The 23,055-nt window shown below is 31.3% G+C and carries 17 protein-coding genes; 11 read left to right on the forward strand and 6 right to left on the reverse strand.

Going from position 1 to position 23,055, the window contains the following annotated elements; translation table 11 throughout:
- Positions 1–50 precede the first annotated feature (50 nt).
- From RHP76_RS12370 to RHP76_RS12380, 3 genes are read right to left on the reverse strand one after another with little or no spacing between them, the layout of a single operon-like run.
- Positions 51–2,273: a lantibiotic dehydratase family protein gene (locus tag RHP76_RS12370; RefSeq protein WP_311228319.1), complete on the reverse strand. Its 2,223-nt coding sequence runs from the start codon at positions 2,271–2,273 to the stop codon at positions 51–53.
- The gene (locus RHP76_RS12375; RefSeq protein ID WP_311228320.1) at positions 2,273–4,450 is read right to left on the reverse strand and encodes a prolyl oligopeptidase family serine peptidase; all 2,178 of its coding nucleotides are present in this window, start codon (positions 4,448–4,450) and stop codon (positions 2,273–2,275) included. Before RHP76_RS12375 ends, RHP76_RS12370 begins: the two co-directional genes overlap by 1 nt.
- A gap of 12 nt (positions 4,451–4,462) precedes the next feature.
- Positions 4,463–4,633: a hypothetical protein gene (locus RHP76_RS12380; RefSeq protein WP_311228321.1), complete on the reverse strand. Its 171-nt coding sequence runs from the start codon at positions 4,631–4,633 to the stop codon at positions 4,463–4,465.
- Positions 4,634–4,836: 203 nt separating this feature from the next.
- Here RHP76_RS12380 and RHP76_RS12385 point away from each other — a divergent pair, with 203 nt between their 5' ends.
- From RHP76_RS12385 to RHP76_RS12420, 8 genes are all read left to right on the forward strand, one after another.
- Positions 4,837–6,552, forward strand: a complete 1,716-nt coding sequence (locus RHP76_RS12385) for a helix-turn-helix domain-containing protein (RefSeq protein WP_311228322.1) — start codon at positions 4,837–4,839, stop codon at positions 6,550–6,552.
- Positions 6,553–6,773: 221 nt separating this feature from the next.
- The gene (locus RHP76_RS12390) at positions 6,774–9,152 is read left to right on the forward strand and encodes a TonB-dependent receptor domain-containing protein (RefSeq protein ID WP_311228323.1); all 2,379 of its coding nucleotides are present in this window, start codon (positions 6,774–6,776) and stop codon (positions 9,150–9,152) included.
- A gap of 103 nt (positions 9,153–9,255) precedes the next feature.
- The gene (locus RHP76_RS12395) at positions 9,256–9,429 is read left to right on the forward strand and encodes a hypothetical protein (protein ID WP_165790574.1); all 174 of its coding nucleotides are present in this window, start codon (positions 9,256–9,258) and stop codon (positions 9,427–9,429) included.
- A gap of 93 nt (positions 9,430–9,522) precedes the next feature.
- Positions 9,523–9,696, forward strand: a complete 174-nt coding sequence (locus RHP76_RS12400; RefSeq protein ID WP_165790575.1) for a hypothetical protein — start codon at positions 9,523–9,525, stop codon at positions 9,694–9,696.
- Positions 9,697–9,789: 93 nt separating this feature from the next.
- Positions 9,790–9,963 (forward strand): hypothetical protein, encoded by a 174-nt coding sequence (locus RHP76_RS12405; RefSeq protein WP_165790574.1) that lies wholly within the window; start codon positions 9,790–9,792, stop codon positions 9,961–9,963.
- Between the two features lie 78 nt (positions 9,964–10,041).
- Entirely contained in the window at positions 10,042–11,028 is a 987-nt protein-coding gene (gwsG, locus tag RHP76_RS12410; protein ID WP_311228324.1) for a grasp-with-spasm system ATP-grasp peptide maturase, read from the forward strand.
- Between the two features lie 185 nt (positions 11,029–11,213).
- The gene (gene gwsS, locus RHP76_RS12415) at positions 11,214–12,317 is read left to right on the forward strand and encodes a grasp-with-spasm system SPASM domain peptide maturase (RefSeq protein ID WP_311228325.1); all 1,104 of its coding nucleotides are present in this window, start codon (positions 11,214–11,216) and stop codon (positions 12,315–12,317) included.
- A gap of 55 nt (positions 12,318–12,372) precedes the next feature.
- Complete coding sequence (locus RHP76_RS12420; protein WP_311228326.1) at positions 12,373–14,526, forward strand: peptidase domain-containing ABC transporter; 2,154 nt, start codon at positions 12,373–12,375, stop codon at positions 14,524–14,526.
- A 233-nt stretch (positions 14,527–14,759) separates the two neighbouring features.
- On the opposite strand, the gene RHP76_RS12425 is transcribed toward RHP76_RS12420, so the two are convergent.
- The 3 genes from RHP76_RS12425 to RHP76_RS12435 all read right to left on the reverse strand — a co-directional run bounded on the left by RHP76_RS12425 (position 14,760) and on the right by RHP76_RS12435 (position 18,883).
- Positions 14,760–15,860 carry a serine hydrolase domain-containing protein gene (locus tag RHP76_RS12425; RefSeq protein WP_311228327.1) on the reverse strand — a complete coding sequence of 367 codons (1,101 nt, stop codon included), beginning with the start codon at positions 15,858–15,860 and terminating at the stop codon, positions 14,760–14,762.
- Positions 15,861–16,048: 188 nt separating this feature from the next.
- Positions 16,049–17,503, reverse strand: a complete 1,455-nt coding sequence (locus RHP76_RS12430; protein WP_311228328.1) for a lipopolysaccharide biosynthesis protein — start codon at positions 17,501–17,503, stop codon at positions 16,049–16,051.
- Between the two features lie 153 nt (positions 17,504–17,656).
- Positions 17,657–18,883, reverse strand: coding sequence for a MutS-related protein (locus RHP76_RS12435; RefSeq protein WP_311228329.1), 1,227 nt, complete (start codon positions 18,881–18,883; stop codon positions 17,657–17,659).
- A gap of 208 nt (positions 18,884–19,091) precedes the next feature.
- On the opposite strand from RHP76_RS12435, the gene RHP76_RS12440 reads away from it, so the two are divergent.
- The 3 genes from RHP76_RS12440 (at position 19,092) to fabF (ending at position 23,048) form a co-directional block, all read left to right on the forward strand.
- Entirely contained in the window at positions 19,092–20,771 is a 1,680-nt protein-coding gene (locus RHP76_RS12440) for an NUMOD4 domain-containing protein (RefSeq protein WP_311228330.1), read from the forward strand.
- A 757-nt stretch (positions 20,772–21,528) separates the two neighbouring features.
- Complete coding sequence (locus RHP76_RS12445) at positions 21,529–21,768, forward strand: acyl carrier protein (RefSeq protein ID WP_002976354.1); 240 nt, start codon at positions 21,529–21,531, stop codon at positions 21,766–21,768.
- 35 nt (positions 21,769–21,803) lie between these two features.
- On the forward strand, positions 21,804–23,048 hold the full coding sequence (fabF, locus tag RHP76_RS12450; RefSeq protein ID WP_311228331.1) for a beta-ketoacyl-ACP synthase II: 1,245 nt from the start codon (positions 21,804–21,806) through the stop codon (positions 23,046–23,048).
- The last annotated feature ends 7 nt before the right edge of the window (positions 23,049–23,055 follow it).

Raw genomic sequence — 23,055 nt, forward strand, 5'->3', positions numbered from 1 at the left:
CATTCACTTCCCGGAACAAATTTTCTTTTTGTAGCCATAATTCTTTGCTCTTATTTCTTCTCTCTATACATGGGGAAAATGAATTCTCTTTTAAAATCATCATTTTCATTATATAAGAATTCTTCTATAATAATTGACTTTTCATTTCTTACAGCTTGAATAAAAAGCTTTGCCATATCGTAATTCTCTAAATTCATTGTTAGCGTATTATCAAACTTTACCCATTGAATCCATGCAGGAATTTTTCTTTTGCTTCTCCAATTTTTTAGTTCCAGTAAAAAATCCTCTTTGTCTGAACTTAACAATTCTAAAGAAGAAATATCTTTTTCAGTAACCTTCCACCTGGCTTTTGAAAGAATAATATTATCATATTCTACTCTTGGCAAAAATGTATAAATATGTTCTAATCCACCCCAACTGAAATAAAGTCCGGATCTAATATTTTGAGAATATAGATCAGACAAAAAATGATAAACAGGGAGCGTATTTGTATAATAATTATGAGCGTTGGTAAGATAGGGCTTTACTTCTTTGTTCAGCTTTTTTGAACGTAGAACAATCCTGTCATTTCTTAAAGAAATATACAAATCCTCTACGGGTATTTGATTTTCGGCAGGTAAAAGAGATTGGGCTAAATAAGGAATTTCATATTGCCTTAAAGTTGGTCTTCTGATTACATTTCCTATTCTTGCTTCCGGCAAATGGATAATTTCTGCCAAAATCTCTTCAGGATTGAGTTCCTGCTCTTTTTTGGTAATGTCTTTTGTGAGGTTCCGAACTTTCGATTTTTCTGAACAAAATCGTCCGAGAAAATTAGCAGCAGTACTTCCGATAATACTGCTAAAGAATAATTTTTCCTGATTATTATCCGAAAAAATTTCTGTCATGATGGAAATCGTATCCGGCAAATCATCCCAGTTCTCTTCAAAATCTTTAAAGTCTTCGTCAGATAATTCAATACTGTATTGATTCTCAAATAAAGCTTCCTGCACTTTTTCATTTAGAATCTGATGAACCGAAGTAAGCTCAATATTCTTGTTTTGATTTTTCAGTGAAGCCGGAAATATAAGATCTTCTAAATAAGGGTGAATACCTTTTGAGGAAACATTTTGTTTGTAGCCAATACCTACTTCATTATCCAGAACATACAGCAATGGCAATTCCTGTCCTTCAAATCTTTCGCTAAACGCTTTTTTAAATTTTGAAAACTCACCTTCCCTTTGACTCAAAGTGATTTTGTTCAAAAAGCTTATTCCTTTTTTTAATTTCTTTTTCCATTCAAGAGGCAAATGAAACAACGCTTTATTGTAAAGGTCGGCTTGAAAAAGATATTTTCGTTCATATTCTATTGCAAAAGATTGTATTAATTCATCAATTTCAGCATACCTGGAGATTGGATTACTAATGTTTTGGTCTAATTCATTCAGTTTATTTTTTATCGAAATTAAAATTTCGGCTGCATCTTTAGCTTCTATTTTATTTAAAACAGAAATTATTTCATCTAAGAAATCGTTTCCTGAAACATTAGGCTCCAATTCACTTATCAAAACCTGATTATCAAGGAGTTCTTCTACAAATTCTATTGCTTCTTCTTGTGTGATTTTTTCATTAATCAAAATTTCTGCAATTTGCTGTATCGTTTTTCCTTCCTTAGAAAAATTCAATATCTGCTGTAATTCCTCAGAAAGTGGGGCTAAAGAAATAATATATTCCCTTTTTCCTCTGGTGTACTGGTATTCTATGTAGCGGATCCTGCTTCCTACTTTATAAATACTGTTATTAGGATAAAACAAAAGCTTGTTTCTTATCTCCGGTTGCTGCACAAAATATTGGGCTAAGGAAACAAGAAAGTACATATCCAGCTTGGTATCCCGCAAGAGATTATCAGTTGAGAATTGATGATTTTCAGTTTTGTTATTGAAAGTGTTGGGAATGTCTAAACTGAAGTTTCCCAACCCAACTGCTGAAAATAAGCCGAATGGAGTACATCGTGTACTTATTCGACTGTAATATTTTAATAGAGTATGTTTTAGTTTTTGATGTTCTTTTGGTAAAAACTGTTTTTCTGAATTAATCCATTTAGTTAATTCTTCATACAGATTGGGTGAAGCTAAATAAATAGCTTCCTGAAATATGGGATTAGTGCAGATTTCTTTCTGTTCTGCATCTGTAATTTCACCTTTACTACTTATTGCTTGTTGAAAGTTTCTGCGTGAAAATGAATGAGTACGCACTACATACTCATCAAAAAATTGATACGGAAAACGTGACATTATTTTTTTGTGCTTTCTTTTGGTTGGTAATCAGGATGTCCCAACTGCCAGAATGCAAAGGCAAACATATCTCCTAAATTAGCGTATCGTTGTGCAGGAGGAATATTACCTCCATGACCTCCTTCAAAATCTATTTTCAATAAAGTAGGATTATTAGAAGCGTTATTAGCCATTAACTTTGCTGCAAATTTTACAGGTTCCCAAACGGTAACTCTCTGATCATTTATTCCTCCAGATATAAAAGTTGCAGGATATTTTACTCCTTTTTTAATATGGTGATAAGAATCCATTTCTAGCAGAGCTTTAAATTCTTTTGGATCCTTTATTGTACCAAATTCTTTTGGCTGCCCATTCGGTGTTGTCTCATCTCTAAGAGGATTCATTACGCCAACCTCTGCAATAACCGCCTTAAATAAATCTGGTCTTTCCGTCATTGCTCTTCCTACTGTAATTCCTCCTGCGCTGGCTCCCCAAATAGCAACTTTATCTTTTGAGGTATATTTTTCCTTTATCAAATATTCTGTACAGTCTATTAAATCCCTCCAAGTATTAGGTTTTGTTTCTTTGTATCCTCCTAAACGCCATTTTTCTCCTTTTTCTCCTCCACCTCTCACATGAGCTACTGCAACCATTCCTCCCTGACTAATCCATAATAAATACATTTTTGCGAAAAAAGGAGTATAGGATATTCCATATGAACCATAGCTATCAATAAGCACCATATTTTTACCATCTTTTCTGAGATTCTTACTATATATTAATGATACCGGAATTTCTTCTCCATCTCTAGCTTTTATGGAAATTTCATTGACTGTTATATTTTTGAATTCAGGATATTCTGTAATAGGTGTAAGATTCTCAGGCTTCAAAGCATTAATCTTTACATCATATTTGAAACGTTGTCCCTCATTTGCCCAGCCTGAGCATGTTATCCAAAAATCAGAGTAATTTACTCCTTTATTTTCTAAATTAATATTTCCAGATGGATAAGGAAGCTGAATAGGACTATCTTTTCCATCTTTGTATACATATAATTTTGCTTCTACTCCGTTTTTGGTGGTGGTATAATAAATACCATCTTTGGTGATTCTATAACTTTTAATGATTTCACCTTTTTTTTCAGGAACTAAAACTTCTGGGTTTTTAAAGTTGAAATTATTAATACTCGTTTTACATAGTTTATTAAAAGATGAATTATAGCCTGAAACAAAAACAATGTCATTATTCCATATCTCTAAATTTTTTGCTTTATCATTTGGATCAGATAAAGGCTTCCAATTTTTTTTACCCTCTAATAAATCTTTTTTGCTAATGATAAAGGTTTTTCTGTAATAACTATAGTCAACAACCATACCTATATAATACTGATCTTCTTGATCAAAATCTAAAAGCATTGGGAACTGATCTTCAGTTATTTTTAATTCAGGATTATTTTTAGCAGAAAAAATTTCTATTAATTTCTTTGGATCTGTCCCAATTTTGTATAAAACAGTTCGTGTATTTTTATAAAAATCTTTAGATTTAGAATCAATTGTAGAAAAAGCTACGCAAAAAAAGCCAGTGTTATCATTTAGCCATTTAATTCCATCAAAAGAAGCAGGTGCTGTATTAGTAAGAATTTCTGGCTGAATATATTTTGTTTTAACATCCATAATAATTACATCTGCTAACTCATTCCCTTTTTCAGACATAGAAATAGCAATTTTACTACCATCCCAACTAGGACTTATGTAATTAATAACGAAATCATGATTGCGTTTGTTATTTTTATAATTAACAGGATCATAGAGCAATTCTTCTTTTCCTGAAAGTCCATCCTTATAATAAAGCTTAGCGACTTTTTCATTTTCGTTTTTCTTTAAATAAAAGTATTTATCATTACCTGTTATTTTCAAATCAGATACAGAATATCCTTGCCTTTTATCAAGTTCTAATCTTTTCTCTACATAATAATTCCTTTTGGGAATTTGATCAAGAATTGTGTTGGTATAAGCTGTTTGAGATTTTATCCAATTAATAGTATTAGGATCTTCTAAACTTTCCAAATTTCGGTATTCATCAATGACCTTAGTTCCAAAATAACTTTCTGTGACTGGTTTAGAAGGTGATAAGTTAGTTTTCTGGGAATAAGAAAAAATCGAAAAAAAACAAATAATGATAAATATTTTTATTTTCATTAGAAACTTAAATTATTGTTGACCCATAGTATTACGAATGGTAGGATGTTGGTCATCATTTCCATCAAGATTAAAACCTGCTTGGGCTCCACTACCTCCATTAATTGTTTTCATGTCAGTAATCTTCATCAAACGAACTTTGTTTAAAGATAATTTTTTTTCTTTTTTGACTTGTTTTTTCATTTGTAATTTATATTTAAATTTACATGCAAATAAAAGGATATTTTTTAAATTATCAATAAAATTGCACTATAGATTTATAAATCCTTCCTATTAAAACAAATCATAATAAATTAATTTTCAAATATTTATATACACTCACAAGAGAATTTACATTAATAACTTTATTGATTAAGAAAAGTGTAAATTTGTAGTATTTTACAAAAATGATGAAAGTAATATTTTATATTTTACTATTATTGAGTGGCTTTATTTATGCTCAAAAAAATATAGTTGATACTTTAAGTGAATTCAATTATTCTCAATTGAAAAGTAAGTTTGATGATTACTATGATAATGATAAAGTTTCTGAATCTAAAATAATTGCACAATACTATTTACAAAAAGCAAAGAAAGAGAAAAACAACCTCCAAATTGCGGAAGGCTATATCCTAATACATTTTAATGAAGACTTTCCTACAGCCTTAAAATATATTGATAGTCTTGAGATTATTACAAAAAACATAAAAGGAAACTTATACCCTACCAGAACATACTTGATGAAAGGAAATTTATATTTCAAGTATGATTATTTAAAGAAAGCATTAGACAATTATATTATAGCTTTACAGTATGCAAAAGACCAAAAAGATCAAAAGCAAATTGCTTATGCTAATATAAATATTGCTTATTTAAATAATTACTTGGGTAAGTATGCAGAAGCTGCCAAAACATTCAGGTATTACCTATATAATCCTAATAATATAACCAATGAATCCCAGCATAATCAAATAAGGGTAAGTCTTATCAATTGTTATATTGAGCTTAACAAATTGGATTCTGCCAATATTTTAATCAAAGAAGGTCAAAAATCTCCGTTTACAGGTAAAAGCAAATATAGTGTTAATCAATATTTATACTTTTCTGGATATTCTAATCTTAAACAAAAAAAATATACAATTGCCATAAACGAATTAACCAAGACTTACAATTTTTTTTCCAGTATCAATGATAATAATGCCAATTATGCATTATATAGTTTGGGCAAATGTTATGATGGATTAAATAATAAAGAAAAGGCTGTTGAATATTTTATCAGATTAGACTCTAATATACAAAAAACTAATATCACTTTCCCAGAGCTTCGAGAAGTATATACTTATCTTATAGATTATTACAAAGAAAAGAATGATAAAGAAAAACAATTGTATTATATAGATCGATTTTTAAAAGTAGACAAAAAACTTGATGAGCAGTTTCAATATTTGTCCACAGAACTACCCAAGAAATATGATACCCCTAATCTTTTACAAGAAAAAGAAGAGATTATCAACGATTTAAAAAACAGGAAAATAATTTTATATGCTTCTATTGGTTTTTTATTATTAATTCTTTTATTGGTTCTTTATCTTTATTATAAAGCAAAGAAAACAGCAAAAGAACACCGGAAAATTGCCCAGGAACTGATTCATAGTATTGAAAAAAGAAATTTTGAATCTACTACAGATATTAAAAAAGAAATTCCCGAGCTGTCTCAAATTTCTGAACATGCTGAAACAGAAAATATAATAACTAAGACTGCTCCTGAAGAGGTGACCCTATTTATTCTAAAGGAATTGGAAATCTTTGAAAATAAGCAGCTTTTTCTAAAAAGTGGCATTACATTAGCCAGTCTTGCAAAAAATATAAAAACTAACACATCTTATTTGTCTGAAACGATCAATAATCATAAAGGGAAGAATTTCACTTCTTATCTTAATGATCTGCGTATTGATTATGTTTTGGAGCGACTTGTAAAAGATAAAAAATTCCGTACTTATAAATTACCGGCTATTGCGGAAGAAATTGGTTATAATAATGTGCAGGCATTTGCAACTGCATTCAAGAAGAAAACCGGAACTACCCCATCAATTTATATTAAAGAAATCGAGACTCAAAAATAGTTTAACAAACTGATTTTCAACTGTTTTTAATTTCAACAATTTATAAATTCATAATATGAATTTATAAATCCATTATACATATGCTTTTTTTACGAACAATTCCGATGTAAGTTTGTCCAAGATGAAACAAAAATTTTCATTATATAAAAACCATGTAGAAAGAGATTTAATTTCTAAATAAGTTTAAATGGTAAATTTTTATATTTAGATTAAAATAAAAAATGAAAATGACTCTAAAAATAAGCATTCTATTTACAGGATTATTTCTATGTAATTTTTTATTCTCACAACAGTTTCAAATAACAGGAAAAATTGTTGATGAAAAAAATCATCCAATTGAGTTTGCAGAAATATTGCTTTTAAACCAAGATTCTGTAGCTGTTAAAAGTGAACTTTCAAATGCAGCAGGGATATTTTCTATACGAACTGCCAATTCCAACTATATTTTGCAAGTTAAACATTTAAAAGATATTATTTATTCACGAAATGTTAACCTGGAAAGTAATATTAATCTTGGAAACATAAAAGCAGGAAACGTAAAAGAAATAAAAGAAGTAGTTATACAAGGAAAAAAGAAGCTTATTGAGAGGAAGGTAGACCGGCTGATCTTTAATGTGGAAAACAGTATTATATCCCAAGGAGTAAACGGAATAGAAGTTTTGCAGAATACACCTAAAATAGATCTTTCACGGGGAGGTATTCAACTTATTGGAAAAAGTAGTGTAGGAATAATGGTAAACGGACGCCTTCTTAATCTAACTGGAGCTGATATGGAAAACTATATCAAATCTATGAGATCTGATAATATTGCCAGAATAGAGGTAATTACCAATCCCCCTGCAAAATATGACGCAGAAGGAAATAGTGGCCTTATTAATATCGTGTTGAAGAAAAATGCAAATTTAGGATGGAAAGGAAATACTTCACTTTCCTACACCCAAAGATCCTATGCTGGAATTGCGCCTTCAGCAAACTTATATTACACCGGTAAAAAATTAAGCGTAGCATTTAGTTTATCCGGAAATGCAGAGGCTAAAAGCCCAACCTCTGGAAGAGAAATCGAATTTAGTTCAACTTACAGAAAATCATCTGAACAGAAAAAAGAAAATTATACAGGAGTAAATTCAAATATGAACATTAACTATTCCATCAATGAAAAGAATGACATCGGTCTGATTTACAATGGCAGTTTTATCAAGAACGATCAGAAAGGGAATATTATGAATTATTTTATGTCAAAACCTCTTAACCAACTTGACTCATTGCAGCATTCTCCTTATAAGAATGTGACAAAATATAATTATCACTCTTTGTCCACTTATTATGATTTAAAATTAGACACCTTGGGAAAAAAAATGAGTGTATATTTTAATTATCTTGGGAAAAATAACAGATCTGACAGAGATTTTTCCACCACAACCAGCAGTAGTTTAAATAATGCAGCATTATACGGATCAAAGGCAGATTACAGTATATATTCAGGAAATGCAGATTTTACACTACCATATGAGTTCGCAGATATAGAAGCCGGAGTAAAATATACTTCTATCACAAATAATAGTGACATTTCCTATTTCAATGTAATAAACGGAGCCTCTATTTTTAATCCATCTAAGAGTAACGAATTTAACTACAAAGAAAACATATTCGCTCTATATTTCTCAGCCACAAAGGAAATTGCAGAAAAATGGGAAGTTCAGATAGGACTTAGATACGAGAACGCCTCTACCAGAGGATATTCAAAAACACTTAACCAAACACAACACAATAAATTCGACAATTTTTTCCCGAGTGTATTTGTAACCTACACGCCTAACAAAAACAACTCTTTTTCTATTGCCTATTCCAAAAGAATTGACAGACCTGGGTTTTATGAAGTGAATCCATTCAGAATATATACAGATTTTTACTCCTATGATTCAGGGAATCCTAATTTGATTCCTTCCTACACTCATAATATAGAATTGTCTTATTTGTATAAAAACAACCTTTCTGTCACATTGTATGGATCTCGTTTGGCACAAGGTAAGGATTATATCACAACTGTTTCAGATAATTCTAATGCGACGATTTCACAACCAATGAATTTTTACAATCAAAATACATTGGGATTAGATATCAGCTATACCTACAAACCTTATAAATGGTTCAATAGTTATAATAGTTTAAGCGGATATTATAATGATTCAAAATCTTATATGGAACAGCTTACAATACCTAGCTTTAGTGGATATGGAGCCTTTGTTTCAACAAAAAATACCTTTACATTGAATGATAAAAAAACATCATTCTTGGTATTGAACTTTTTTCAAAACTTACCTACCAAGGAAGGCTTCGTTAAATCTTTTAACAGGGCTAGCTTAGATTTAGGTTTAAGATTAATGTTCCTGGATAAAAGTTTACAGGTTAATGCTTTAATAAGCGATATTTTTGCTCAGAACAGAAATAAAAATACGGAATACTATCCTACGTATAATTATTTCTCTACCATTTACAACGATATGAGAAGTTTCAATTTATCAATAAGCTACAGTTTTGGAAACAAAAAAATAAAAACCACTAACAAAAAAATAGAAAACCTAGAGCAAAGCAGGTTATAAATAAAAAGGAGATCAGATAATTTTCTCCTAATTAAAAAACATAAGGAAGAGTCTTCGCCGAAATAAAAAGAAAGAATATTGTCTAATCACAAAATGTACCGATATGAAATTATCTAAATTCAAAAAAGATCAGCTATCTGTGGCTACTCTAAGAGGTATTAAAGGAGGTCTAAAGCAGATGGAAATGGAGCTTGAAGAAGGTTCTACTCAATCAAACAGACACTCTACTTCTTGTACAGGCTCTGATCATGACGGAAGCAGACATGATAGTGACTAATCAAATCATGTCAAAATTTCTAAAAAAACATTAAGGAAGAATCTTTGCCTAAATAAAAAGAAAGAATATTGTCTAATCACAAAATGTACCGATATGAAATTATCTAAATTCAAAAAAGATCAGCTATCTGTGGCTACTCTAAGAGGTATTAAAGGAGGTCTAAAGCAGATGGAAGTGGAGCTTGAAGAAGGTTCTACTCAATCAAACAGACACTCTACTTCTTGTACAGGCTCTGATCATGACGGAAGCAGACATGATAGTGACTAATCAAATCATGTCAAAATTTCTAAAAAAACATTAAGGAAGAATCTTTGCCTAAATAAAAAGAAAGAATATTGTCTAATCACAAAATGTACCGATATGAAATTATCTAAATTCAAAAAAGATCAGCTATCTGTGGCTACTCTAAGAGGTATTAAAGGAGGTCTAAAGCAGATGGAAATGGAGCTTGAAGAAGGTTCTACTCAATCAAACAGACACTCTACTTCTTGTACAGGCTCTGATCATGACGGAAGCAGACACGATAGCGACTAATCAAATCATGTCAAAATTTCTATAAGTGAGTAATAGAAATATTACTCACTTATTCTTACTATTCCCAACACTATTTCTATGATATTAATATTTACTATCCAAAATGACTTCTCTACATCGAACGTCATTAAATGGCTGACTCATTATGGCGAAAAAGTAGTGCGTATTAATTCCGATGATGGACTGCACAAACTCTTTAAAATAGACAGCAAAGGAATATTTTTCAAAAATACAAGATCGTCCGCTATCATTAATTTACTTGATGCCAAAAGCTGTTGGTGGAGAAGAAATGGAATCAGCAAAAACTCGTTCCTTCATGATTCTGATTATCAAGAACTAATGATGAATGATTTTGATCTAACCTCTATAAAAAAAGACCTAATCAGTAATGAAGCGGAGGATCTCAAGAATTTTATTTACCATTCCGTTTACCAGAATACAGAAATAAATCTTGGACGGCCAAAATTCAATTTGAATAAACTCATCACCATGAATATTGCTCAAAATTGCGGTCTGAAGACTCCTGATTACGAGATCATAACAAATACCGATCAAATAAAGCAAAATGACCTGAGCATAACAAAGGCTATATCGAACGGAATTTATAAAGTAGTCAATAATTACAGTTTTTACTCATACACGGAACTTATTGAATATGAAGAAGATGTAAAAGCTCCTCTATTCCCATCATTGAAAATGGATCTTATAAAGAAAACTATGGAGGCCAGAGTCTTTTTCATTGAAGGACATTTTTTTTCGATGGCTATCTTTTCACAATCATCAGACCAGACCAGTATAGATTTCAGAAAGTACAACCATAAAAAGCCCAATAAGGTGGAACCTTATAAACTTCCCGCCTCAATTGAAGAAAAAATAACCGATATGTTCAGAGAACTGAGACTGAATTGCGGCTCCGTAGATCTGATTCTAGATGATCAAAATGAATTTGTTTTTCTGGAAATAAACCCTGTTGGTCAGTATGGAATGGTATCTGATCCATGCAATTACTCATTAGACAAAAAAATAGCTAAATATCTAATCAATGGAAGGATTACAGAAAATTAAATTAAAGAAAGAAAAAATTCATAACCTGCCGCTTTTCTTTAAAACAATCTATTATAACCAAGTTACCAATATTAATGATGAAATGAAGCTGTTCAAACATAATGAAATTCTTCAATGTTCGTTTATGCGCCATTATTATTCCAGCCGAAGAATCTGCAAGACATTAGATTTTAAACTTTTTGAAAATGAAGAGTAGTACCTACACCAATGAAACCATAATTCTTACCTCAAGCTGTAAGATTACAAAAGGAAAAAGCAGAAGTCTTATTGTAGACTATTTAAGGAATGAACTTTTCTTTATTTCGAACGATTATTATCAACTACTGAAAGAAATCGATAGAAAACCAGTAAGCCATGCATTTAGTATGGTAGATTCTGAAGATCACAATTCTGTTTCTGAGTTTATAGAATATTTGTTGGAAAATGAAATCATCATGCTTTCCAAGACACCGGAATTATTTCCTCAGCTGTCCGAAGAAACTGATGATTTTGAACTCATCAGAGATTCTATTATTGAAATTGACCCTAAAAATTTTATTGCAGACGTTTTTTCAAAAACAGTTCAGCAATTAAACAGCTTGAGATGCAATGATATCCAGCTAAGATTATATTCGGAATTTTCTACAGATTTTATTCATGAACTTCTCTGTTCGATAAATAATACGGACATTAATTATATAGAACTCCATTTCGAATATGATGAAAAAATCAGTAGAGAATTTCTGCTCAGCCTGATTGAGGACTACCCTTCCCTCTCTCATATTTTTGTCTATAACGCACCCGAGAACAGAATATATCAGCATAAGATTCAGCATGATCATTATTATCCTTTGCTCCTCGGAAATATTTACTACGCCCAGACTCCTCTGAACAGTGGAAGTTGCTGCGGAATCATTACGCAAGAATCTATGAATTTTGACAACATTTTGAAATACAATGAACTTAAGCAAAAAAATGGATGCCTTTATAAAAAAGTAACGATTGACAAAGAGGGCAACATTAAAAACTGCCCATCCATGAAAAAAAAATATGGTAATATTAAAAATGCCTTTATAGAAAATATTATAAAACAGGATGAGTTCCAGTTTTTTGGAAACATAAAAAAAGATGAGATCGCAGTCTGCCAGGATTGTGAATTCAGATATGCATGTACAGACTGCAGAGCTTTTTTACAGGATAGTAGTGATGTATACAGTAAACCTTTAAAATGCGGATACAACCCAGAAACATGTGTTTGGGAAGATTGGAGTGCTAATCCATTAAAGAATAGAGGCAAAGTATATGAGTAACATAGTAAAATCCATTTTTTTTTCTAAATTCCCTTTTGTCCCTCAAAAAGATCAGATGGACTGTGGAATTGCATGTATCAGCATGATCTGTAAACATTACGGAAAAGAATTTGGATATACTTATTTAAAAGAAATTTCTGCCGTTTCACGGGAAGGGGTTAGCATGCTGAATATTTCCGATGCTTTCCATGAGCTAGGTATAGATAATGCTGTGGTAGAAACAGACCTGAATAGTCTTATTGATGAAGATATGCTTCCATGCGTATTACACTGGAACGAGAAACATTTTGTCATACTATATAAGATAGGAAAAAACATTTTTACCCCAAAAAAGACATTTTATATAGCTGATCCGGCACATGGTCTTATCAGATTAAATGAAACTAATTTTAAAAAATCATGGGCCGACACTAGATCCGGATTTGCATTATATACAGAGCCTACTGAACAATTTTACAGTAATGATAATAATCTTGAAGAGATTAATTCCAAGCATTTATTAAAGTATGTACAATCTTTCAAATGGGAATTATCAAAGATTTTCATCACCTTAATCTTAGGCAGTATTCTTACCCTCGCCTTCCCCTTCCTAACAGAAAAATTGGTAGACAAAGGTATAAACAATAAGGATCTCAACTTTATTCTCCTAATTCTGATTGCTCAATTATCTCTTTTTATTGGTCAAACCATTATAGAAATTATCAGAAGTAGAATATCAATTTATCTCGGATCCAGAATAAATATCAATATTATCTCGGATTTCTTAGGAAAACTGATGACAATGCCTTTGCAGTTTTTTGATTCTAAACAGGTGGGCGATATTATACAGAGAATTTATGACCATAAAAGAATCGAAAACTTCCTGACCTCGCAAAGTATTCTTACTTTATTTTCGATGATTAATTTCTGTGTTTTTTTCTTTGTATTGGCATACTACGACTGGACAATACTCATATACTACGTTTTCATTACAGGACTGTCTATCTTATGGATACTGTATTTCCAGTCGCAAAGAAAGGTTGTTGATTATGAAAAATTCAATCTTAATTCTGAAAACCAAGAAAATACACTGGAATTGATTACCGGAATGCAGGAAATAAAACTGAACAGCTTTGAAGATTACAAAAAAAATAAATGGAAAGATACTCAGGAAAAACTGTTTAAAATTAATTTTAAGGTGTTGAATATTGATCAAATACAGTTATCTGGATATGAATGTATCAACAGTCTAAAAAATATTATTGTCACTTACATCGTTGCTCAGAATGTAGTTTCCGGGCACCTGACCCTGGGAAGCATGTTAAGTATATCTTATATCATTGGAGAAATGAACTCTCCCATAAGTCATCTCGTAAGTTTTTTCAGATCATTGCAGGATGCTAAACTTAGCTTTTCAAGAATTAATGAAATAAACAATTACCAGAACACTGAATCTCCCACAGACGGTTTTGCTGAAGATGAAACAATACACTCGGATATCAAAATCGAAAACTTGTCTTTTCAGTACGAAACAAAAAATTCGGCATATATTTTAAAAGATATCAACCTGCTGATCCCCCGAAACAAAACTACAGCAATTGTCGGAATAAGTGGCAGCGGGAAAACAACCTTAATGAAACTGCTGCTGAAATTTTATGTTCCAAACCTCGGAAGCATTTCTATCGGCGAGACCAATCTAAAGGACCATATTTTTGAAAACTGGATAAAAAAATGCGGTGTTGTGATGCAGGACGGCTTCATTTTTTCTGATACGATTGAACGGAATATTGCGACCAATGATGTTCGCATTGATTATCAAAGACTAAATGAGATATTAACAATAACCAATATAAAAGCTTTTGTAGATGAACTTCCACTCGGCCTCAAAACAAAAATAGGAGCTTCAGGAAATGGAATCTCCGGAGGACAGAAACAACGTATTTTGATCGCTCGTGCATTATATAAAAATCCTCATTACTTATTTTTCGACGAGGCAACCAGTGCCTTAGATGCTGATAACGAAAAGCATATTCATGAAAAATTGCAACCATTTCTTAAAGGTAAAACAGCAGTAATTATTGCCCATCGTCTTTCTACAGTAAAAAATGCTGATAAAATTATTGTGTTGGATAAAGGAAAGGTAGTTGAAGAAGGAAATCATCATGAACTGGTAACCTTGAAAGGTGAATACTATCGTTTGGTCAAAAATCAACTGGAGCTTGGCAATTAAGAAGTAGTTATTAAATCTTACATTATCGTGGTTCATAATAATATTTCAGCTTACATTTAGCTTATATCTCATTAATACTCAATTTTGTATTATATATCTTTCATGTGGAATATTATTCCTCTTATTTCTCGCAATTTTAATGAAGCTAAGGGACTTTTTTTCTTACATTTTTGTCAAGTTATCCTTTTCTTTTATTTACATTCTCTGAAATTCATAATAATATTTCCTTTAAACTAATTTTTTTTAATTTTCTTTAAATTTTCAATATAAATATACGCTATTTCAGTAATCAAATCTTCTAATGGAGGTTCCTGATTATTTATAAGTATTGAGATAACCAGATTATATTTAGGATACACTCTGAAAATAGCTCTTGATCCATTTTCTAACCCATTATGACCTAAAAAAAAATTTCCATACATATCTTTATTAGATATAATTCCCAGTCCGTAACCGGTTTTACTTCCTGAAAACAAAACTTGTTGCTTAGTCATAATTTGCAATGGTCTAATATTATTAAAAACTAGGTTAGGCTGAAAAAAAAGATTTCCTAAATGCATTAGGTCTTCCGAAGTAGACAGATGGCATCCCTGTGCGTACTTTAACTTACAATCCATATATGGGGCCTGTTGGATTAGCCCATCTTTTTTTAGGTAAAAATTTGTAGTATTAGGACTGGATAAGCCTGTATCAGGAATAGTATTAGTCATATTTAATTTATTAAGGATAAACTCTTCCTGACATTCAACTATCGTCTTGTGGCATTTTTTCTCAATTATTAAGCCCAATACTTTATAACCATAATTACTATACGAAAACTGGACTCCTGGTTTACTATCCAAGTCATCATCTTTCAAGCTTTGATATAAATCATCTTCGCTATATGTATTATAACTATCCCATCTTTCTTTACTGGGGTTTCTCTTTAACCCTGAAAGATGACCTGCAAGCTGTCTTAGTGAAAAATTATATTTGTCATGTGGAAGATTGTCCAAATAAAAATGAATTGAATTGTCTATATTTAGGGAGTCTAATTCATTTAACTTCATTAATGTAAGGGCAGTAATAATCTTTGTGACACTTGCTATTCTAAATTTTGTTGAAGACGGATTTACTTTAATTTTCTTCTCTAAATCTGCAAAGCCTACACCTTCCGATAAAATAAATTTCCCACTATATGAAATAGAAATAGCCATTCCTGGAATATCATTCTGTTTGCAAAACAGTTCAATTTTTTTCTTACTTATTACAGTTGCCTTATCAAGATAATTCTGTGCAACTGCATTTAAGGGGTACAGCAAAATGAGATTAAACAAAAATAGAAACTTTTTCATAAATTATATTTTTTCATAAAATAAAATTAATCAAGTCATACATTACACATTTATACTAATGATATCGGTGTTAATTTTAAACACATTTCATTAAAATACAAATTTCATGATTAATTTATAAAATTTTACATTTGCAACTGATAGTTTTTTTTACCCTCACATTTAAAGGTTGGAGAACTTTTGTGGAGTTATTTTTTTATATAATTTTTTGCGCCTATAATAAGTTTGCGCTCAAAAAATATAAATAGCAAATATAACAGAAACAAAATATTCCCATAGATAATATTCCCTTTCAATAAGTAATAAGAAATATATGCTATTACAATTCCTGAACATACATAAATAATACAGGTCTTTATTTCGTATGGTATTGGATAGTACTTTTGTCCTAGATAGTAAGAAACTATCATCATTATCAAGTATGAGACAAATGTTGCCCAAGCACTAGCCCAATAACCATATGAGGGAATAAAAAAGTAATTAATACTTATTGTTACTATTGCCCCAATAATTGAAATATATGCACCAAATCTGGTTTTGTCAGAAAGTTTATACCAAATCGAAAGATTTAAGTATATACCTAAAAATACAGCTGCAATCAAGACAATTGGAACAATAGGTAAACCAACATAAAAAGAGGAGTTTCGTATATACTGTTCTGAAATCCAGTTGAGGTTAACACATAATCCTAAAAATATCACACAGTTCACAATAATAAACCAAGTCATTAGCTTGGAGTATGTTTGAGCAGAGTTCTCATTTTTTGCATGTGCAAAGAAAAAAGGTTCTACGCCAAGCAAATACGCCTGTCTAAATAAAGTAATAAATGTTACTAACTTACATACAGTACCGTAAATTGCCATTTGAATTACATTCTCCCCATTAGGCAAGAGGTATTTTAGAAACTGTCTATCCATTGTTTCATTAACAACCCCGGATAAACCGGCAAGCATTATAGGCCAGGAATAGGATAACATTTCTTTCCATAAATTAAAATCAAACTCTTTTATATTTATCTTTTTAAACTCACCAAATAATAGAATTAAAGAAAATATACTGGCTATTAGGTTAGCTATAAAAACATAACCAATTCCGAATTTTTGATCATAGTGAAATCCAAATAGCCCATTAGAAAATTTTGGAAACAAAACAATGAAGAAAATAACAAATAAAAAATTCATAACTGCATTCACAGTTTTAACTAATGTATATTTTTTTGATCTTCCTTCTTTTCTAAGAATTACAAAAGGCATGGCACATATTCCATCTACACCTAATATAATTAGCATTATTACTAAAAAACTAACCTGATCCGGTGTTTTAAATGCTATTGCTAATGATTGCCTGAAAAATAAAGAAATAATAATGAAAAATAACGAAGCTCCAATAACACTTAAGGAAGCTGTCGATATTAGCTTTCTAGAGCTAATATTTTTTTGAGCAAAACGAAAAAAAGAGGTTTCCATTCCGTGTGTTAGCAAAACAATTATGATACCCGCCACAGAATAAAAATCAACAAATGGAGCTATCGCACTTGGGCCAAACCTCTGGGATATAAATGGAGATATAATAAATGGAAATAGTTTGACCAAAACTGTACTAAAACCATAAGTTACGGTTTGATAAAATAATTTTTTTAACAATTCTTTTTACTGTTTTTAATAAAAACGCCTATCTAATTTACTGGACTTTCAAAGAAATATTTTTTACTAAAATAAAAAAATATTACTGGTCTGTTGAAATTTACTTAAATTAAATGTTAGCCCCTAAGATTGATAACATTTGATTATATGTATTCATTTTAAAAGTTCATTCAAGCCATATTGATCAAATAATAATTTTCCAATTTCAAGTTTAGACCAGCCTTCTTTTAACTTATAGGTAAATGACAGTTCATTATTTTCTAAAAAACATTCTAAATGAAGCAATAAAGCATTCTCATTTTCAGTTAAATGATCTTCGATAAGATTTAAATGTGTGGAAAAAATAAAGAGAGAGTTTTTAAATTTTGATAAGCCATTTATTGTATTTACAGTAATCTGCGCAGCATCATTTATATTTGTACCGCTAAAAATCTCATCAAATACAACAAAACAATTTTTAGATTTTAGTTCTAATAAAACACCTTTTACATTTATAATCTCCTGAGCAAAATGACTATAACCTTCTTTGAGGTTATCATTAACGGAAAAATAAAGGAAAATACTGTCATAAAAAGGGATATTACAGTATTCGGCCGGAACCGCAATTCCTAAATGAGCGAGTAGAACAATAATACTAATCGACTTCATTGTAGTGGATTTCCCAGACATATTGGCTCCCGTGAAAACAACAATAGTTTTATTTTTTACATTTAAAGTATTCTTAACAGCATTGGTAAGGTCTAAATGGTAGAAATTTTCAATTGCAAAAGTATTTTCAGAATTGAATTGTGGAAATATCAAATTGTTCAACTTAATTCCTTTCGCAATACTGGAATATACATCAAACATGTAAAAAAAATCCCAGAATAAGTCAAAATTGCCCTTATCAATTTCGGGTGCAATTTTGACTAAAATATTCTTTCTTTGTTTAAAATCAAGTTCTTTGTTATAAAACTCATTGATGGGCAGTGAGTTGATGAACACAATCATTTTTTCAATCTCATAAGAATACTCTAGACAAGTTTCTTTCTTTTGGAAATTTCTTAATAATAATCCGAAATGATAAAAAAAGTCTATTAACAAAGAAATATTAGTATTTATTTCTTTAAAATATTCTCGGTATTTAATGCTTGTGAAATAATTGTATTGGCTGACATCAATTTCATCCAAAAATTTTTGAATTGCAGAAACTCTATTCTCCTTGATTTCATAACTATTAATAATTTGAAAATTATCCAAGAACAGTTTCAGCTTTTGTTGGACATATAGTGTCTGTTTTTTGTTAAAGGATTTTTGATTGAAAAATGATATTAAATATTGCTTAGATTTTCTTGTCTGAGTAAAAGTAAAATGGGTTATTATTTCAGCAATGTTTTCCATGATTCATGTAGTTGAATTTATATATGTAAAACTATGTAATTAAATCTCAAGCATGTTTTAAAAAAATCCTAAAATTATATTAATGAGACACTTTTAGTTTCACTAGTGATTAATGGATCGGATATTTATTATTTGCTTACGATTTTGTACTTTTTCTTTATTTTTATCATGCGAATAGCACTAATTTTATGAATAAAGAGATGAATCCATGAAGCTACCTCCTGAATTAGAAGACCAATACGTAAAAAAAGTACTCTATAATAGATCTTTAGAAGATCTTCCGGACGAAGAATGGAGGCTGATTAAAGGTTTTGAGAATTATGCGATCTCTAACTATGGACGGGTGAAGAGCTTAGAACGTATATCTTTGTCATTATTCGGTAAAGAACGCTGGCTTCCGGAAATTATAAGAAAGCTGACTTTTGTAAAACAGTTTAATAACTATCTTCAAGCTGATGTTTTTAATGTTCATTGTGGATTTATATGGGATGGTCGTAAGCATACAAGATCAGTAGCACGTTTGGTATATTATCATTTTGTTGAAGAATTTGACCTGAATAACCGTTTAATTGTTATTTCATGTAAAGATGGAAATAGCCTTCATATACATTGCAATAATCTAGAAAAAATTTCAGCCAGCGAAAAAAGACTAAAAACCTTTCGCCAAAATAGAGCAAGGAATCTACATGTTGACTACCTACAGCCCATCAGCCAATACACTGCTGAAGGAGTTTTCATCGCTGATTTTAAAAGTATTTACGTTGCAGGAAAAAAATTAGGTATTGCCCCAGAAAGCATTTTGGATGTAGTTAATAAAAGATTTCTAACAGCAGGAACATTTCGATGGTTTTTGCAAAGTAATCCTCCTAAAAAAGAAGACTTTATCATCGCTACACCATCAGATATTTCAGCTGACTCATTTAATCAGTTTCTTTGGGAGAAGCTGGGTAAACCTTTAATTGACAAAGATAATCCTCCTCCATGCATGAATCTGTCACTTGAAGATCTTCCCGGAGAATCCTGGATTCCAATACCAATCCCAAATTTTGAAAATCGTTTTATGATTTCTAACAAAGGCAGAGTAAAACGGTTAAAAGGCTGGACTTCAAAAGGAAGAAAAATATTTTTGAAAGAACAGATATTATCCCAGTTCATGATACGCAATAGCGATACAACGTATTCCTTATATTGCAGATTAAATAATGAAGGTAAAGAAGTCCTGCCTGTAATGAGCAAATTACTTTATTATTGTTTTGTAGAAAAGTTTGATCTTAAAAATAGAAGGCTTGCTGTGGTAAATGAGAGTAATCCGCAATGGAATATAGACCTGTCAAAACTTTCATTACGTCCCGCTTCTTATGTTCTTCGAGAGAGAAATAAAGATTTTGGTGTGATTAAGGTGAGAACAATATTTAATTCCAAAAAAGTATTTAACGATTCGCTTTGGAAAAAGCTGGGTAAGCCACAAATTAATAAGAAGAATCCACCTGCTGTTTTCAATTTATCGATAAAAGACTTGCCGGATGAACAATGGAAACCATTACCCGGCTTTGAAGGGAAATATGTAATTTCAAATAAAGGAAGAATAAAACGATTAAGTGACTGGAGCGCGGGGTATCAATTTTACGGAGAAGAACAGATTATCTCACTCAACGTCATAAAGAAAGATAAATCCGGTTACCTTTATTTTAAGTTGCACCCAAAGGAAGATACAAGCCCCAAAATGCTTTTACGGCTGCTTTACTATTGCTTTGTCGAACAATTTGATCTTAATGATAAAACATTGCGGGTAATTAATGAAAATGAGCCTCTCTGGGATATAGATCTGTCAAAGTTATCATTACGCTCTATTGCGGATGCATTTAATAAAACGATAATTAAAAAGTAGAATAGGAAAATTTCACAAAATCTTTCTGATCTGACAGATGATCTAATATTACATAGAAAGTAAAGCAGTAGATAAGATGCATTCCAGAATTTTTCAAACCTTGCTTCATACAATTATTGGAGCAAAAAACTTGCAATTGTGAGTTCGATCAAGTTGTAATCTTAAAAACCTCAGTAGTTATTCCTTAAAATACAGTGGAAATTATTATATTTGACATACAAAACGAATCATAAACCTACATTTTCAAAGTGAGTAATTCGGTGAGTAGCCGAAGCCTCATCTTTTAAAAAGGTTGATAAATAAAGAGATTTAAAGAGACAGTTCGGAACCCTCCAACTCCACTAAAACCACTGATTATTCAGTGGTTTTTTACTTTAAAACAAGCTTATTTCAAACTTCAACAATAAAACTAACTGTTATATATATGTATGATGACTTTATAAAAAAATTGTTGAGATTGATAAACCCAATTTGAAATCGTTTTTTATTGTAACGCGTATTTTTTTGACCTGCTATTCATCAATCAAACCTAACAATAATGAAGTTCAAAAGAATTATCTTCCATTTCTCTCTCAGTCATTCCATGATTGATTTTATATTCCCTGAACACTATAAATATAACCTCCTGAAAACGAAAAGACTAAAGCAAAACAATCTAAAATGAAAGCTTCCGGTCCACAAAAAAGACTAAAAAAATGTTTTATCGTAAAGAATTTTATATATTTGCACCATCTAACAATTAAAAAAATAATTTACTATGTCAGACATTGCATCAAGAGTAAAAGCTATCATCGCTGATAAGCTTGACGTTGAAGAAACAGAAGTAACTCCTGAAGCTAGCTTCACTAACGATTTAGGAGCTGATTCACTAGATACAGTTGAGTTAATCATGGAATTCGAAAAAGAATTTAACATTCAGATCCCTGATGACCAAGCTGAAAAAATTACTACTGTAGGACACGCTATCGCTTACATCGAAGAAGTAGTAAATAAATAATATTCTTCAACAAAAAAAGAAATTAAACAAAGTTTATGGAATTAAAAAGAGTAGTTGTAACCGGATTTGGAGCAATAACACCAATAGGAAATAATGCAAAAGAATACTGGGAAAATCTTGTGAAAGGTGAGAGCGGTGCCGCTCCGATTACTCTTTTTGATGCCACAAACTTTAAAACAAAGTTCGCTTGCGAGGTAAAAAATTTCGATCCGTTACAGCATTTCGATAAGAAAGAGGCTAAAAAAATGGATAGAAATACTCAATTGGGACTTGTTGCTGCAAGAGAAGCAGTAGCGCATTCCGGCATTATTGAAGACAATGTAGATAAAAACAGAGTTGGTGTAATCTGGGGTTCCGGAATCGGAGGATTAGAGACTTTTGAAACTGAAGTGTTAGGATGGGCCAATACCGAAATTCCGAGATTTAACCCTTTCTTTATCCCAAAAATGATTGCGGATATCACTCCAGGACATATCTCAATTGAATACGGTTTCCACGGACCAAACTATACGACTGTATCTGCATGTGCATCTTCAGCAAATGCTATAATTGATTCCAAAATGCTGATCCAGTTAGGAAAAGCAGACGTGATTGTGTGCGGAGGCTCTGAAGCAGCCGTTACAGCAAGTGGTGTCGGTGGATTCAACGCAATGATGGCACTTTCTACAAGAAATGACGATGCTACAACAGCTTCAAGACCTTTTGACAAAGACAGAGATGGATTTGTGCTAGGTGAAGGAGCAGGATGTATTGTTCTTGAAGAATATGAGCACGCCGTAAAACGTGGTGCTACAATTTATGCAGAATTACTGGGAGGTGGTTTAAGTGCTGATGCACATCACATGACTGCTCCACATCCTGAAGGCCTTGGCGCTTATCTGGTAATGAAAAACTGTTTGGAAGATGCAGGCTTAACTGCTGATGAAGTAGATCATATCAACATGCATGGTACATCTACTCCATTAGGAGACATCGCAGAATCCAATGCAATTTCGAAATTATTAGGCGAGCATGCTTATGACATTCAGATTAATTCTACAAAATCAATGACTGGCCACCTTTTAGGTGCTGCAGGTGTTATTGAAGCTATCGCTGCATTGGGAACTATTATTCATGGTACTGTTCCTCCAACCATCAACCATTTTACTGATGATGAAAATATTGACAGCAGACTCAACTTTACGTTCAATACTGCTGTTAAGAAAGATGTAAAAGTAGCCATGAGCAATACTTTTGGATTTGGCGGGCATAATGCTTGCGTTCTATTTAAGAAAATCTAAATTCAAT

The organism is Chryseobacterium sp. SG20098 (genome assembly GCF_031844745.1).
GTDB lineage: Bacteria > Bacteroidota > Bacteroidia > Flavobacteriales > Weeksellaceae > Chryseobacterium > Chryseobacterium cucumeris.